General features: G+C 38.0%; 13 protein-coding genes and 1 pseudogene. 5 read left to right on the forward strand and 9 right to left on the reverse strand.

The window, feature by feature from the left end:
- Positions 1-15: 15 nt before the first annotated feature.
- The 5 genes from QZ138_RS05450 to QZ138_RS05465 form a co-directional block, all read right to left on the reverse strand.
- Positions 16-1,539: an MFS transporter gene (locus QZ138_RS05450; protein ID WP_292887173.1), complete on the reverse strand. Its 1,524-nt coding sequence runs from the start codon at positions 1,537-1,539 to the stop codon at positions 16-18.
- A 1,107-nt stretch (positions 1,540-2,646) separates the two neighbouring features.
- The gene (locus tag QZ138_RS05455) at positions 2,647-3,816 is read right to left on the reverse strand and encodes an MFS transporter (protein ID WP_292887175.1); all 1,170 of its coding nucleotides are present in this window, start codon (positions 3,814-3,816) and stop codon (positions 2,647-2,649) included.
- A 50-nt stretch (positions 3,817-3,866) separates the two neighbouring features.
- Positions 3,867-3,980, reverse strand: coding sequence for a symporter small accessory protein (locus QZ138_RS11380; protein WP_330024877.1), 114 nt, complete (start codon positions 3,978-3,980; stop codon positions 3,867-3,869).
- On the reverse strand, positions 3,980-5,590 hold the full coding sequence (locus QZ138_RS05460; protein WP_292887177.1) for a sodium:solute symporter: 1,611 nt from the start codon (positions 5,588-5,590) through the stop codon (positions 3,980-3,982). Before QZ138_RS05460 ends, QZ138_RS11380 begins: the two co-directional genes overlap by 1 nt.
- A 106-nt stretch (positions 5,591-5,696) precedes the next feature.
- Positions 5,697-6,497, reverse strand: a complete 801-nt coding sequence (locus QZ138_RS05465) for a lipopolysaccharide assembly protein LapB (protein WP_292887179.1) — start codon at positions 6,495-6,497, stop codon at positions 5,697-5,699.
- Positions 6,498-6,725: 228 nt separating this feature from the next.
- On the opposite strand from QZ138_RS05465, the gene QZ138_RS05470 reads away from it, so the two are divergent.
- Positions 6,726-8,027 (forward strand): phenylacetate--CoA ligase family protein, encoded by a 1,302-nt coding sequence (locus QZ138_RS05470; RefSeq protein ID WP_292887181.1) that lies wholly within the window; start codon positions 6,726-6,728, stop codon positions 8,025-8,027.
- Between the two features lie 8 nt (positions 8,028-8,035).
- A pseudogene (locus QZ138_RS05475) lies at positions 8,036-8,448 on the forward strand (amino acid-binding protein).
- Between the two features lie 59 nt (positions 8,449-8,507).
- On the opposite strand, the gene QZ138_RS05480 reads toward QZ138_RS05475, so the two are convergent.
- From QZ138_RS05480 to QZ138_RS05495, 4 genes are all read right to left on the reverse strand, one after another.
- The gene (locus tag QZ138_RS05480) at positions 8,508-8,786 is read right to left on the reverse strand and encodes a hypothetical protein (protein WP_292600499.1); all 279 of its coding nucleotides are present in this window, start codon (positions 8,784-8,786) and stop codon (positions 8,508-8,510) included.
- Between the two features lie 53 nt (positions 8,787-8,839).
- Entirely contained in the window at positions 8,840-9,424 is a 585-nt protein-coding gene (locus QZ138_RS05485) for an indolepyruvate oxidoreductase subunit beta (RefSeq protein ID WP_292887183.1), read from the reverse strand.
- Positions 9,425-9,428: 4 nt separating this feature from the next.
- Complete coding sequence (gene iorA / locus QZ138_RS05490) at positions 9,429-11,321, reverse strand: indolepyruvate ferredoxin oxidoreductase subunit alpha (RefSeq protein ID WP_292887185.1); 1,893 nt, start codon at positions 11,319-11,321, stop codon at positions 9,429-9,431.
- A 107-nt stretch (positions 11,322-11,428) separates the two neighbouring features.
- A complete protein-coding gene (locus tag QZ138_RS05495; RefSeq protein ID WP_292887187.1) occupies positions 11,429-12,115 on the reverse strand; it encodes a hypothetical protein in 687 nt (228 codons plus the stop codon).
- A 163-nt stretch (positions 12,116-12,278) separates the two neighbouring features.
- Between QZ138_RS05495 and tfrB the strand changes: the two genes are divergently transcribed.
- Genes tfrB through QZ138_RS05510 form a run of 3 tightly spaced genes read left to right on the forward strand, consistent with a single transcriptional unit; the run spans position 12,279 to position 15,499 of the window.
- Complete coding sequence (tfrB, locus tag QZ138_RS05500; protein WP_292887189.1) at positions 12,279-13,754, forward strand: fumarate reductase (CoM/CoB) subunit TfrB; 1,476 nt, start codon at positions 12,279-12,281, stop codon at positions 13,752-13,754.
- A 12-nt stretch (positions 13,755-13,766) separates the two neighbouring features.
- Positions 13,767-14,675: a TrmJ/YjtD family RNA methyltransferase gene (locus QZ138_RS05505; protein WP_292887191.1), complete on the forward strand. Its 909-nt coding sequence runs from the start codon at positions 13,767-13,769 to the stop codon at positions 14,673-14,675.
- Positions 14,672-15,499, forward strand: coding sequence for a DUF362 domain-containing protein (locus QZ138_RS05510; RefSeq protein WP_292887193.1), 828 nt, complete (start codon positions 14,672-14,674; stop codon positions 15,497-15,499). Before QZ138_RS05505 ends, QZ138_RS05510 begins: the two co-directional genes overlap by 4 nt.
- Positions 15,500-15,514 lie beyond the last annotated feature (15 nt).

Genomic DNA, 15,514 nt, shown 5'->3' on the forward strand with positions numbered 1-15,514 from the left:
ATGAGAGATGAACTCTCATTGTTTATTTATCTTTTTATTCTGCAGCCGCAATGTCAGAAGGAAAACAATTCCCATCAGGATAGCAGTTACCTGCATTACGAATGCCATAGTACTCTGGACAATGATGTTTACAATATCAACAACAGTACTATTGTCTTTAAGATTATCTATATTACCCACTTTCTGGAAGTAATTAGCGACTTCCAGCTGAAATTGTTCGTCTCCGGAATGGTCAGGGGCATGGACATCAACTGCGTTACTAATACCACCCATAACTCCAAGAATCAGAATAATACCAATAATTGCTGTACCCATTGATTCCCCTAATGACTGACCGGTTGAATTAACACCGGATGCGTTATTTTGACTTTCCTTAGGAATATTGACTAATGCAATATCCGTACATAATGCCATAATGAAACCGAGTCCTGCCCCCAATACAAAGAGACCAGGGACTAAAGTCATTATTGATGTATCCAGTCTGAACTGATTGCTTAACATCAGACATCCGACGATTGCCATTATACATCCTATTGCTATGATTACCTTGTGACTCAATTTTCCGGCCAAACTTGGAGCTATTATTGCAAATATGAGCAAACCTATAGTCATAGGAAGAGTGGTCAAACCGGTATTGAATGCATTTAACTGCAATACGCTTTGCAGATACAGGGAAACAGCAAACAATGCCCCTCCCATTGAAAGATAACTCATTAACAAAATTAAAGTTCCTACACGTAAATTTCTATCTTTGAATAAGTCCATATCAAGCAATGGCACTTTGCCTCCCCTTTTTCTTCTGATTTCAAAGTATGCAAAGACCGCTAATGCAATTAGGCCTACAACTATTATAATTATACTATTATTGAAATCTTTAGACAGTGATAAAATACCTAGAACCAGCAGAACAAGACCTATAAATGAAATTATAGATCCGGTAATGTCCAAATCGCTTCTTGATTCGGTAGGTGTGAAATCAGGTATCCTATTACGCATTATCAAAATAATGAAAACGATTAGCAATTCACATCCAAATCCATATCTCCAACTTAAAAATGTTGTCATGACCCCTCCAAAGAGCGGACCGATAGCAGCCGCAACTGCACCCATTACACCAACAATTGCCAAAGCAACTGTACGTTTTTCACCAGAATATGTTCCACTTATAATGGAAATGGTAGCCGGCAGCATTAATGCCCCAGCAATACCCTCTATCACTGACCATCCGATAAATAACATTAAAGCACTTGAACTTATTGCCGCAGTGAATGTGCCTAGACCATAAAGTGCAGCACCGATTAGAAATAGTTTCTTTTTACCGACTATGTCCTGAAGCTTTGCACTGAGCAGCATGAATGCCGCAGTGATGAGAGTATAAAATGACATGATCGATTGAATCGTACTCACATCAGTATGCAGGTCCACAACAACCTGGGAAATACTAACATTCATGAATGTAGCGTCCAAAGCTATAATAAAGGAAGCGAGAGCCACCACTATTAGTGGAATCCAAGAGTGTTCCTTAACAGTTTCATTCATCTTAATTATCCTCCATATTTAAATATCAACAAGACAAACTTTTGTCATGTTATTATGTGTTAGATATATTAATAATTTTATATCTAATTATTATTCTCTTTTTGTTGTTTTATATATTTATGCGACCTTTCCAATAAGGAAACAAAATATGGTGGATTTTGGAATTTAAGTCTAAAAATTAATTATGTATCGAGTATCCGAAAAGTTTGATATTTTTGATGACTATCCATTTCACCAAACATTCTACGACTAAATTATATTTTTAAACATTTTTAAATTTTTATTTCATAATCAAATTCAAAAACATGTTTAAAAAAAGAGATAAGTAGATTGAAATTTAATCATTAAAAATTAGCAGGTCCATTAAAAAACAAGTTAAAGTTGAAATTCAATGTCTACAGCATGTTTTCACATGTTGGAACAGATAGACATTGAAACACATCAAACTAAAGTTCAGAATTTATATATCCAAATATGGATTTAAACTCTAATGAATAATATGAAACAAATTATATATAAAGTTTATTGTTTTTTAATTTATAAAATGTAGGAAGTGTTAATTACAAATATACAAACCAAACATAGCCGGTTAAGGATATCAATAAACAATCATTGCAATATTGAAGATTCCTACACTTTAAAGGAGAAATCAATTATGACATCGGATTAAGCATAACTAATCCATATGATAACAAATGCCAGACACCACGTGACGATGGTGTATATGAGCATTGCGACCCAAAATTTTCTTTGGATACTCATAAGGATTCCTCCCTTCAATTTGATGTGTTTGCCAAGAGGAGAGGTCATTAAAACAAGTGTCTTAAATCCCATCATCGGCAATATTATCCTGTTCAAGATAAATATCACCTCCTTTGGATCAAGAGTTTAGTTAATTATAATATTTAATTTAATACTATTTAAGTTTTCTATTCATTAAATTAAGGCCTAAAAATTGTTTTAAACGTGAAATATTGCTTTAACTTCGTAAAATTTACTTCAATATATAACTCACAGGATTGCTAAACCTGACATGAAAAAATTAGAACAATCCAAATCAATTACGTATGATTTGTATCCTAAGATACGTTCCATTTATATATTAAATTACGATTTCAAGGAGTACAAACAAATCGGCAAAGCCAAAAGGGTAATTATCGAGGATATGAAATAGACCGGAGCATATCCTGTAGCCACTGATACGAATGAACCAAGAAGTGCAGGTCCAAAGCCCATTGTCGCATCACAGAATATGAAAAATGTGGATATTGCATATGACCGGCGGTGTTCTGATACCTTTCTGGTTATGATTGCGGTACTGGCCGAATTAAGTGTTCCGAATCCCAGAGCAGCACATATTGCACAGATTATAACCGTGACGTTTGACGGGTAAAGTGCAATCAGCATCAGACCTATTGACTGGGCAATGATTCCAACCACACAAACAATCCTGTCTCCTCCATTGTCCTGGATTCTGCCGGCAAGCGGCCGTGTGGCAACAAGACAGATTGAGTATATGATAAAAAACCATGAAAATACCCCAGTCAAGTTAACCTCAACTGCATACAGCCTGTAAAATGAAAGTATTGACACATAACCGAGACTTGTGAGAGCAGTGAAAAGTGAAACCGGCACGGCACTGAACTCTATTACCTTTTCAATTCCGGAATATGACTTATCACCGGAAGTGTTATCCTTTGTGTCGTATTTATCGACATCAATGAGAATTATGAATATCAAAGCCAGAAACGAGAAGGCAGAAGCTGCCGCAAAGCATCCCACAGATCCGAATGAATCATACAGGAATCCTCCGATGAATGGTCCAAGACCCACAGCTATTGTTGTTCCAAGCATAAAATATCCAAAGGCTTCGGAAAATCTCCCTTTAGGCAATATTGCCGTTGCTATTGTCACTATCGCATTGGCTGACGCCCCGAAACCTATACCGTGTAGGAATCTGACAATTATGAGTAAGGTTATGTTATCTACAATAAAATACAGTAAACAAGCCAGAAAATGGATTCCCATGAAAACAAGCGCTATCTTTCGCCAGCCTATTCGCTCCAGCGCATCGCCTGAATATATCCTTGAGCACAGTCCTCCAAAAATGTATATTCCGGAAACCAGTCCTGCAATTGTTGCAGTTGAGCCCATTGTTGTTGCGTATTCTGTCACCGTCGACATCAGCGCATACATCACAAGAGCAGTAAAAAGTAGCGCTCCAAATATCAGGAAAAATGATTTGGTAAAAATTCTATCGGATTCATCAGCGTTCATCGTTAATGAATTTGTAATTAATTATATAAAAAAAGATAAGGTAGGAGAACTTAATCCCCCTTGTTCCAGTTTACAATACCATAGCCAACACATAGAAGTGTGGACAGGATAATTCCAAGGTATACTCCCCAAATCCATGGGTCTTCAATTCCTAAAATTCCCATTATGCATCACTCCCTTTTGAACCTATGTTTTCAAATGCCTTATCAACGACCTCCTGTGCAGGAGGTTTGGTAAGTAAACTTACTACTATTGTAAATATTGCAGAAACTGGCACCGCTATCAGCATCACGTCAATGAATGGCCATGGTGCTGCCGGAAGCAGTGTTTCCACACCTAATAAGAATTTACATATTCCAAGACCCACTGCGGTTTTCTTGAATACGAATGTCAACCAGAACAGACTGACGAATGTTCCGGAAACTATTCCCGCAATCGCTCCAGGCCTTGTGATTCCTCTCCAGTAAAGCGCTCCTAAAAATACAGGCAGGAATGCTGCTGCACAGATTTCAAAGAAGAGACTTGTACCGAGTGCAACCACACTTCCAGGAAGTGCGTATGCCATTACCAATGCAAGAATAATGGCTATAAGGATACCTACCCTTGAGATGCTTACCTGGTCGAGTTTCTGTTTGGTCTTTTTCCTTATTGTTCCGTAGATATCCACACCGAATGCGGTTCCCTGAGTGTGCAGTTGTGAGGATATTGTTGACATCGCAGCCGCAATCAGGGACAGAAGGAAAATGTACACGAACCATTCCGGAAGCGCCATTGTGATGAAAGTCGGAATGACCTTATCGATGTTTCCTCCAACCACATCAACAGCGATTTTGCCCAGCTTGTCAAAGAAGTATACGTTTGAAAGGGATCCTACGATATATGCGGTTGTCGGCATGATTGCAATGAATATTCCTCCAATCAAAACTGATCTGTTCAGTTCCTTGTCGGATTTAACTGTCATGAACCTTACGATAAGTGAAGGCTGTGCTAAAACACCGATACCTACACCGATTAATGTAGATGATACAAGTGACCACCAGAATGGTGTTCCAAACTCTGGGAAGGCCGTCCAGCCCGTACCTCCCGTTGCAAGCGCATCGGCAGGATACAGATTAACCATGTTTGTCAATGCGGTGTTTGCTGTGCTGACTCCTCCAAGCAGCCAGTAGACAAATACTAAAAGGAATACCATTGCAACTACCATGATGGTTCCCTGAAGTGCGTCAGTATACATTACACCACGGATTCCACCGAACAGCACATAGAATGTGATAATGATTGATAGAATCATCAATGCGATACTGAAATTAATCATCAAGGAAGATTCCAGAAATCTTGCAGCACCGATCAATACAACTGCCGCATATAAAGGCATTGCACAGAAGATTATCAATCCTGAGAAGTAATGGATGAATTTTGAGTCGAAACGTTTTCCCAAAAACTCAGGGAATGTCAGGGAATCCAAAGCATGCCCCATTCTACGTGTTCTTTTTCCTAAAAATACAAATGCGATAAATACACCAATGATAATGTTTAAGAATGCCAACCATAAAACACTCATACCATATTCACTAGCAACCCCTCCAAAACCAACAATAGCTGCTGTCGAAATAAAAGTAGCTCCATAACTCATTGCCATGATGAATGGATGTGTATCTTTACCAGCGATCATGAAGTCTTCAGAGGAATTAGTCTTTTTGTATGCGTAATAACCTACAAAAACCAGCGCGAATATGTAGATTATAAACACTATTGTTAAAATCATTACGTCCATAATTAATTACCTCTAAAAAATATTAAATAACTTAATACCCACTTTAATTTATTATGTTTAATGTTTATAAAGCTTACTAAAATACATTGATGTACTTTTTTGTACATTATTTGCGTTTGACAATCAAATACCTTGCACCATTAATTTCGCCATGCTTGATTCCATCATAATGATACCTGAAGAAAAGGTCCAAAACCTCATCAACTGTCATCTCAATCGGTGCAGAAGTCCTGATTTCTATGTTCAAATCCTCAACCATTGACTTATAGATTGCTCCCTTAAACATCTCATCCTGCGAATCGTCCAATACGTTGACCCCGTTAACTATATCCAAACAATCCTTATACCTTCCAGAAAACAATTTAAGCATGAATGGAATCATCACCTTATAGATGTCATCGTCATAAAGCTTTAAAAGCCTGTCTGCACAGTCGCTCATCATATCACGATCTTTAAGGGAACTTGCAATCATTGCCTTTTGGCGAACGGCATCCTCAAAATCTTCGTCAATCTCCAATGCCATATCACAATACTTCAAGGCCTTTTCATGATTGTCGAGCAGTTCAAACTCCTCAGCAAGAAAAACCAGGGCATGCTTTTCATCCTTATTGACAATGCGTTCAAGTTCCTCCAGGGATTTGACAGCATTCTCCTCATCCCCATTGAAATAATGGCACTCGACCCTTCGGGACCATAGAAAATCACTATATGGAAATTTTTCAATATTTGAATCAATTACACTCAAAGAGTCATCATAACGCTTCAATGCCATCAAACTGGCAATTCTAATCATGACAGCAAGCTTATGATACTCCCCTTCAACTTCAAGGCTATCCAATATTTCCAATGCCCTTTCATAATTTTTATCATCAAATTCGTTTTTTGCCTTTTCAATTTCTAAATTCAAATTAATCACCAAGTAAAGCTTACAATAAACTAGTATAAATACTTGGCAGACGAAATAAAGTAAAAATTGATGTTGATTTATAATTTGACGAGCATAAATCAATATTTAGTTGACCTCGTTAAAAATTAATTAAAATTGAAATCGGAAAATTAAACAGTTGAGTAAAATTATATATTGAATAAGTTTCATAATTAAACACATTAAAAAACTTAATCAAATAGGGATATCATGTTTTGGGATGAAAAAGCCGAATGTATGGAAAAAGAAGAAAAAGAAAAAATACAACTAGAAAGACTGCAGAAGACTGTAAAGCTCGCATATGAAAATGTAGAGTTTTATAAAAAACGATTCGATGAAATCGGATTGAAACCGGAAGACATAAAAACATTGAAAGACATCGAAAAAATTCCATTTACAACCAAAAGTGATTTGAGGCAAGCCTATCCTTTAGGATTGCTTGCAGTTCCTCGTGAAGAAATTGTGGAAGTTCATGCATCTTCCGGAACAACCGGAAAACCAACAGTTACCGCATACACTCAAAATGACTTGGACATTTGGGGAGAATGCATTGCACGTGGACTTAAAATGGCCGGTGCCGAAAAAGATTATATTATCCAGAATGCATACGGATACGGGTTATTCACAGGAGGATTCGGTATCCACCACGGTGGAAACAGAATGGGAGCGATTACAATCCCAATATCTGCTGGAAACACCCAAAGACAACTTGACACAATGGTTGACTTCCAAAGCGAAATCCTGACATGCACCCCATCTTATGCAATGTATCTCGGAGAATCCAGGGAAAAGGCAGGCATCTCCCTAGAAGACATTAATTTAAAAATAGGAATCCATGGAGCTGAAATGTGGACCAATGAAATGAGAAAAAGGATTGAAGAATCCCTTGGAATCAAAACCCACAACATCTATGGTTTAACAGAAGTCATGGGACCTGGTGTCGCTCAGGAATGCGATTTCCAAAACGGAATGCATATCCAGGACGACCATTTCTATCCGGAAATCATAAATCCGGAAACTGGTGAAACTTTGGATTACGGTGAAAAGGGAGAATTGGTATTGACTTCCCTAACCAAAACCGGAATGCCTATCCTAAGATTCAGAACCAAAGATTTAACTTCCATTATTGGAGACAAATGCGACTGCGGCAGAACAACCGTCAGAATGACAAGAATCACCGGCAGAAGCGATGACATGCTGAAAATCAAAGGAGTCATGGTTTTCCCATCACAAATCGAAAAGGCATTGCTTAAAGTGTCAGGAGCAAGCCCTAACTACATGATTCATGTAACAAGACCGGATATTTTAGATGAAGTGGAGGTTAAGGTTGAAGCTACAAAAGAATTGTTCTCAGATGAAATGAAAGAGATGGAAAGAGTGGAAAAACAAATACAAGCATCCATCAGATCAGAAACAGGACTTAGAGTGGACGTAAGTATTGTCGAACCGGAATCACTTCCAAGAAGTGAAGGTAAAGCTGTTCGTGTAATTGATGAAAGGAATTTTGAATAGGTGATAAAATGGCAGTTAAACAAGTATCAATTTTTGTCGAAAACAAAGAAGGAAGAATTAAAAAAGCTATTGACACATTAGCAAAGCATTATCAATAGCAGATACAACAAAATACGGAATTTTAAGATTAATTGTATCTGATAATGAAAAGGCAATAGCTGCTCTTGAAAAAGACGGATTTATCGTAAAAGAAAATGAAGTCATCATTTTGGCAGTGCCTGATGAACCTAACGGATTGAATTCAACTTTGGCTGTTTTCGATGAAAAAGGCATTAATCTGGAATATTTATACGCTTTCGTTAGCAGCAAGACCGATGAGGCAATTGTTGTTATGAGACTGGAAAATATGGAAAAAGCTGTTGATGCCTTAAATGAAAGCAACATCAAAATACTGGATGCGGAAGACATAAAAGATTTATAGAAAAGATTAACTTCTTTTCTACAACTTATTTTTTAAAAAAAATAGTTAAAAAAGAATATCTAAAATTCTTTTAATAATTTAGATATATCTTCTTTTGAATAACCTAAACGTACGAAAAGGCTTTTTAATGGTTCGTTTTCAGGAATGGTTCCCAATTCTCTCCAGTTCTGGAAGTCATTACTTAAGATACCATTGATTAAAAGCTGGATTGTGATTAAATCATCACTTTTAATTGCAATGAATGCATCTTCATCTTTGAAAACGTTTTCTGGATCAATTAATGTTATTCTACCGTCCCTATCTTTTTTTACAATAGCATTGTCAATTCTGTAAGCCATAATACCACAACTGTTTATATACTTAATAGTATAGTATAAATACTATTTAAAATTTAACCTTTGATGGATTCATACCCACTTTCAATTGCCTTTAAATTCATTTCATGGAATTTAGGTTTCAAGTTATTCTTCATTGCTTCAATGACAGATTCTTTTGTAAGTGGAAACTTGTCATCCGCAGTGACCGCTCCTAAAAGAACCATGTTTAATGATAAAACACTTCCGGCCTCAATAGCCAATCTGGTCCCGTCAATTGGAAGCACATGCTTAAAGTTTTCTTTTAATGTTTTTGTTATGCCGTCAACACTTGGATATTCCTTGTCTGTTGAAGATGGAATAATCGGATGAGTATTGTAAACTATTTTAGTTTCTGAGTTTACCTTATCAAGTCCTCTTATTGTTTCAACAGGTTCAAAGGAAAGCAGCATGTCTGCCGCCTGATTGGGTATGATTGATGAGTTGTATCCTCCGATTTTAAGCTCTGTTGAAACGGAACCTCCCCTTTGAGACATTCCATGAATCTCACTCATGACCACGTCCAAGCCTTGGTTCATTGCGGCTTCACCGATGATTGTTGAGGTCTTGATGATTCCCTGACCTCCTACACCGCAAATATAAATACAATAATGATTATCCATATTATCACCTACCTGCCTCTAAAGCGCCATACTTACAGACCTGTATACACACGTTACATCCGTCACACTGTGCTTTGTCGATTGTAATTTTTCCATCAACTTTGGAGATGGCAGGACATGCAAGTTCGCTTACACACTTGTCACAGTAGTTGCAGTTGCCTTCAACAAAATTGACCGGCGGCTTTTTAGTCAAGCCTTTAATTAATGTACATGGAGCTTTTGATATGATTACTGCAGTATCGTTTCTTTCAAATGCCTCTTTATAAGTTTTTACAACCTGTTCCAGATTGAATGGATTGATTACACGAACATAATCGCATCCGCAAGCCAATGCAAGTTTACGGATTGAAACCTCAGGAGCCTCATCTCCCATTCCGTCAACAGGAATTCCAGGGTTAGGCTGGCCTCCGGTCATTGCGGTAATCCTGTTGTCAAGAACTGTCAGAACAAAGTTGTGCTTGTTGTGAACCGCATTGATTAGAGGTGAAACGCCACTGTGGAAAAATGTGGAGTCTCCAATGAAGCTTGCCACCTTCTGGTCGGTTGAAACTGAAAATCCGCAACCGTCCCCTACGCTTGAACCCATTGACAACAGGTAATCAGCGGCATTGTATGGAGGATTGATTCCTAATGTGTAACATCCAATGTCTGATGCGAAAATAACGTCTTCAGGTTTTAGGCCCAACTCTTCAATTGCAAGGTTGATTCCATAATACATTGCCCTGTGAGGACATCCCGCACACAATACAGGAGCTCTTGAAGGGATATTTTCCTGCAGTTCCTCCAAGCCTAAAGAATAACTGACTGCTGTCTTTTCATCGAAGTTTAGAACCTTATCCAAACCTTGTGCAACAATGTCTGAATTGAATTCATGGTAGAGAGGGAATGTTCCATCCAGTTTACCGTGAACAATGACATCAAGGTTTTTGGCACCGATTGCAGCAAGCACATCCCTTTCGATAATCGGATCGACTTCCTCAACTACAAATACCTCATCCAAATCATCTATGAATTCCACAACCTTGTCCTGTGGGAAAGGATAGGAAAATCCCAATTTCAGGATATTGACATCCAAATCATTGAATTTTACAACGTCATGAGCATAGTTATATGCACTGCTTGAAGCAATCAACCCATAGGATTTTTCATCACTAAAATCGATTTCACGGTTGAATTCACTTTTTGCAGATATTCCTTCGATTTCATTGATTTTATCCCATAATCTGATATGCATGTCCCCTGCAAATGCAGGAACAGGAACATATTTTGAAGGGTCCTTTTTGAAGTGACCTCTCTTCCAGTGATTATCATTGTTTGATGAGTTGTCATTTACATCTCCAAATTCAACTACTCCCCTCATGTGGGAAACACGTGTGGTTGTCCTGACAATTACAGGAATTCCAAACTGTTCGGACAAATCGAATGCATATTTGACCATGTCCTTTACTTCCTGACAGTTTGACGGCTCCAAAATAGGAACGTTAGCGATTCTTGCATAGTTACGTGTGTCCTGTTCGTTTTGAGATGAAAAGAGTGAAGGATCATCTGCTACTAAAATCACCATTCCACCGGTTACCCCTGAGTAAGCGGTAGTCATGAATGAGTCTGCTGCAACATTCATGCCGACATGCTTCATGAAAGTAAATGACCTCAATCCTGAAGCAGCTGCGGTGGCCGCAACCTCCATGGCAACTTTTTCATTGGTGGAAAACTCAAAATAAATATTGGCGTCCTTGGCCAATACTGACAATACATTTCCAATTTCTGATGAAGGAGTTCCAGGATATGTAGCTGCAATGGAAACTCCTGCCTCTATCACTCCTCTAACGGCAGCTTCATTTCCAAGCAAAAACTGTTTTTCACCTGATTCTCCTGTAACTAATTCTTTTAAATTCATTATGATTTCCTCAAATATTATCGTTAATACATATATAATATAATAATTCAAAGTATAAGTATTTTTCAAAAAAAAACAAAGTTGAATCCTCAATCAGAGAATTCAAATTAAAATCCCATTAAAACCATGGCATAACCGAATACATCGGTGGCCACATGAGTTATATAGGAAACTAAAATATTCTTGGTCTTTATATATCCGATAAACTCAAATATTGAACCTAAACCCTGTATGAAAATTGCATACACAAGCATGTTCAAGTTATATGCATGCAAAGATGCAAAGAACAGCATTACCAATGCCATCGATACAATCACTGATAACTTACGATTATTCGAAAATTTAAATGCCACCCTCAAAAAGAACATGAACGGGATGAACTTAAGAAACTCTTCAACCATCAATGAGAAGAACAATGGGGGAACGTCCATCCATGTGGGTTGGTCTCCCATAAGGTTTCCTCCGACTATACCGAAATGTCCTAAAACAAAATCCATTGCAATGGCATACACTATATATCCTGCAAAAAGAGCTAACGCAAGAGCGACATCCTTAGCGGAAAGTTTTTTAAATATTGCAGTATAATCCCATTTCAAAAAGTATAATACGGGAACGATAATCACTGCACATGCTAAAATAAGGACTATAAGATTGGAACTAATGGATAAAATTAATCCCATAATCATTGCAAATAACAAAACAATCCAACCCCATTTAGGAATGCGGGGATTGTTGTTGTAGAATGGAAAATCGGAATCCTTGTTTTCAAATCTAAACCGGTCAATGTTTGACATATGGTAATATTTGGGTTGAATGATTAAAAACATTTATGTAATAACCATCCGACAAAAGGAAAACTGATTTGATTTTTTCAAAAATAGTAAGTATAATATATTCGATAAGACACAAATATTATATTATAATAATTTATAAACTAACAAGCTTTAGAGGGATAAAATGATTAAGGTTTATGTTTCAAGATTCGACAGTGAAACTGACACGGAACCACATTTGGAGTGCTATGAAATCGAAAAGACACCCCACATGAAAGTTCTGGATGCTCTTCAAGTCATTAATGACAAATATGATGCAGACATCAGTTTTCAAAGTTCATGCAGAGCGGGACAATGCGGATCTTGCGGAATACTTTTTAATGGAAACGGAGCTCTGGCCTGTCAAAAAGAAATTAGCGATGGTGCAATTATAGAACCTCTTAATTTCCCTGTGATTAAGGATTTGATCGTTGACAAGTCAAGCATTGAAGCTAAAGTCAAGGATTTGGAATTATCCATTCACTGTGACCATAAATGCGAAGAATTGGACAACAGCATTACCAAGCAGGATTCGGCCGAAACCAAAAAGGTCAGAAGTTGCATTGAATGCTATTCCTGCTATTCAACATGCCCTGTCGTCAACATTGCAACAGAAGAGTTTGGCGGACCATATCTCATGAGATACATCAGAAAATTTGATGCAGACCCTAGAGATCAATTTGACAGATTAAAGGAAGCATTGGATGACGGACTGTACAACTGTACCAGCTGCGGCAAATGTCTGGCAGTATGTCCTAAAAACATCAACACATTCGGAGATGCAATCGAAAAAATGAGGGCAATTGCAGTTGCAAACGGTTCAGGACCGCTTCCGGAGCATGTTGCATTCAAGGAAAACATCCTGAAAAGCGGAAGGTCAGTTACAACAGACAAAAAATCATTTATCGAAGAGGCCGAAAACGAAACCGGTTCAAAAATCGCATTCTTCACAGGGTGCATGGTCGATTACAAATTCCCTGAAACCGGCCATAAGCTTGTTAAGATCCTTAAGGAAAACGGCATTGACATTGATGTGCCTGAAGGACAGGTATGCTGCGGATCACCTCTTTTAAGAACCGGTCAAACCGATATAGTTCAGGATCTTGTTGATAAAAACAAGGAAGTCTTTAAGGATTATGACACTGTCATTACAATATGCTCAGGCTGCGGAGCAACATTAAAAAATAATCATCCCGAATTTGGCTCACAATTGAATGTGATGGACATCAGCGAGTTTTTAGTCGATAAGCTCGATGCATCCAAATTGAAGGAACTGGACATGAAAGTCACATACCATGACCCTTGCCACCTGGGAAGAGGCCAGGGCATTAAAGACCAGCCAAGAGAAATCATTGAAATGATTCCCGGTGTCGAACTTGAGGAGATGAAATATCCTTGCCAATGCTGTGGCGCAGGTGGCGGAATCAAATCCGGAAAACCTGATATAGCAATGGATTTATCAAGATCAAAAGCTGAAATGATTAAGGACACAGGTGCCGATGCGGTAGTTACAATCTGTCCATTCTGTAAGTTGAACCTGCAGGACGGATTGGATGACATCGGTTGTGAAGATGTCAAAACAATGCATATACTTGAGTTATTGGATAAAGCTTATGAATAATTGAGATTGGAGTTGATTAAAATAGGAGATGCTGCAGTAAGTGAAGAGAAAGTGGTTGAAACTACAACAATGTCTTCACCTGAAAATAAAGAGGAAAGCAAAACCGAGAAAAAGTCAACTTCAACAAAAAAATCAAAACCCAGAAGCCAATCCAGAGGCAGTGCACGTGCAAAGCTCATAAGAGAAAAGGAAGATGAAAAAATTAGCCTTTTTAAGGAGAACATTTATATTGTTTTTGTCGAGTGCGAAACTCCTGGAAACATAGGTTTTCTTGCAAGAACAATGGCCAACTTTGGATTGAAGAATTTGGTTTTAATCAATCCTCCGACATTGACAAACGAAGCATACTATCAGGCAACACACGGAAAATACATTGTTGAAAATGCAAAGATTTATCCAAGCCTGGATGACTTTTATCAGTCACAAAGAATTGATTTTAAAGTCGCTTCAACCGGAATGGCTGGGGGAAGTTATAATCTATCGAGAATTCCCATAAGGCCGGAAGAGCTTGGAAAATCAATGAACGTTTCAAATAAGATAGCAATACTATTTGGAAGGGAAGGTGATGGGCTTTCAAATAAGGAAATTGGAGATTGTGACATTTGCGTATCAATTCCAACCGACCCCACTTATCCCATCATGAACATATCCCATGCAGCGGCAATCATATTCTATGAACTGTTTAAAAACAAGCATGATTATGGAGTTGAAGGCCTTAACGAAAGCGGAGATTTGGAAAAAAAATATCTGGTCAAGGACATGGAAGAGCTGATTGACTGCTTGGACATCCCGGACCATAAAAAAAGGAATGGACTTAAAACATTCAACAACATTGTTTCAAGGGCATTCATTACAGGACGAGAAATACATACCCTTAAAGGGATATTAAGAAGATTGAAAAACAAGATTGGTGAACAATGAGACGACCTAGATTTGTAGACATTAGCATATTCACTCTCAAATATATCTTCAACTGGAGATTTTGGATAGCTGAGATTACCAAAAAATCAAAAATCTACAAAAAAGTCATTGATAAAATGCTGTTTGAAGACGATGAAATCGTTGTTGTACCAAACACTATCAACATTAATCAGAAAATAGAGTCCGAAGGTTCCGAATTCCTGCCGACTGACGTTATAAAAGAAGTAATTAAACGCAGCGACGATATTGTAATCATGAATTCCTGCCTGTGCAGGTCATCCAACAACTGCAAAGACTATCCTCAGGACATCGGCTGCATTTTCCTCGGACCAACAACCCGAAAGATTCCAAGGCACATCGGCCACACTGCCACAGTTGAAGAGGCATTGGCCCATGTCGATGAGGCAGATGCCGCAGGTTTAAGCCATATCATAGGCAGAAATAAGATTGATACCGTATGGATGAACGTTCATCCCGGAAAAGGATTGCTGACCATTTGTCATTGCTGCCCTTGCTGCTGTCTGTGGAAAGTCTATCCTAATTTGGATTCAGACATCAGCGACAAATTGGAAAAGCTTGACGGCGTCGAGGTAAAACTTCATGAGGACAAATGCCGATTATGCAAGAAATGTTTGGATGAAGTTTGCATGTTCCAGGCCATAAGCCTGAAAGATGATAAGATATCAATTGATTATGACATCTGTAAAGGTTGCGGCCTCTGTACAAATGTATGCAAATTTGGAGCCATTACAATCGACTATACCGATGAAACCATTGACAATGTCATCAATAGAATGGACAACTTACTTGAAATAAGAGAATAATATTTATTGAATTAC

This window comes from Methanobrevibacter sp. UBA212, assembly GCF_905233225.1.
Classification (GTDB): Archaea; Methanobacteriota; Methanobacteria; order Methanobacteriales; family Methanobacteriaceae; genus Methanocatella.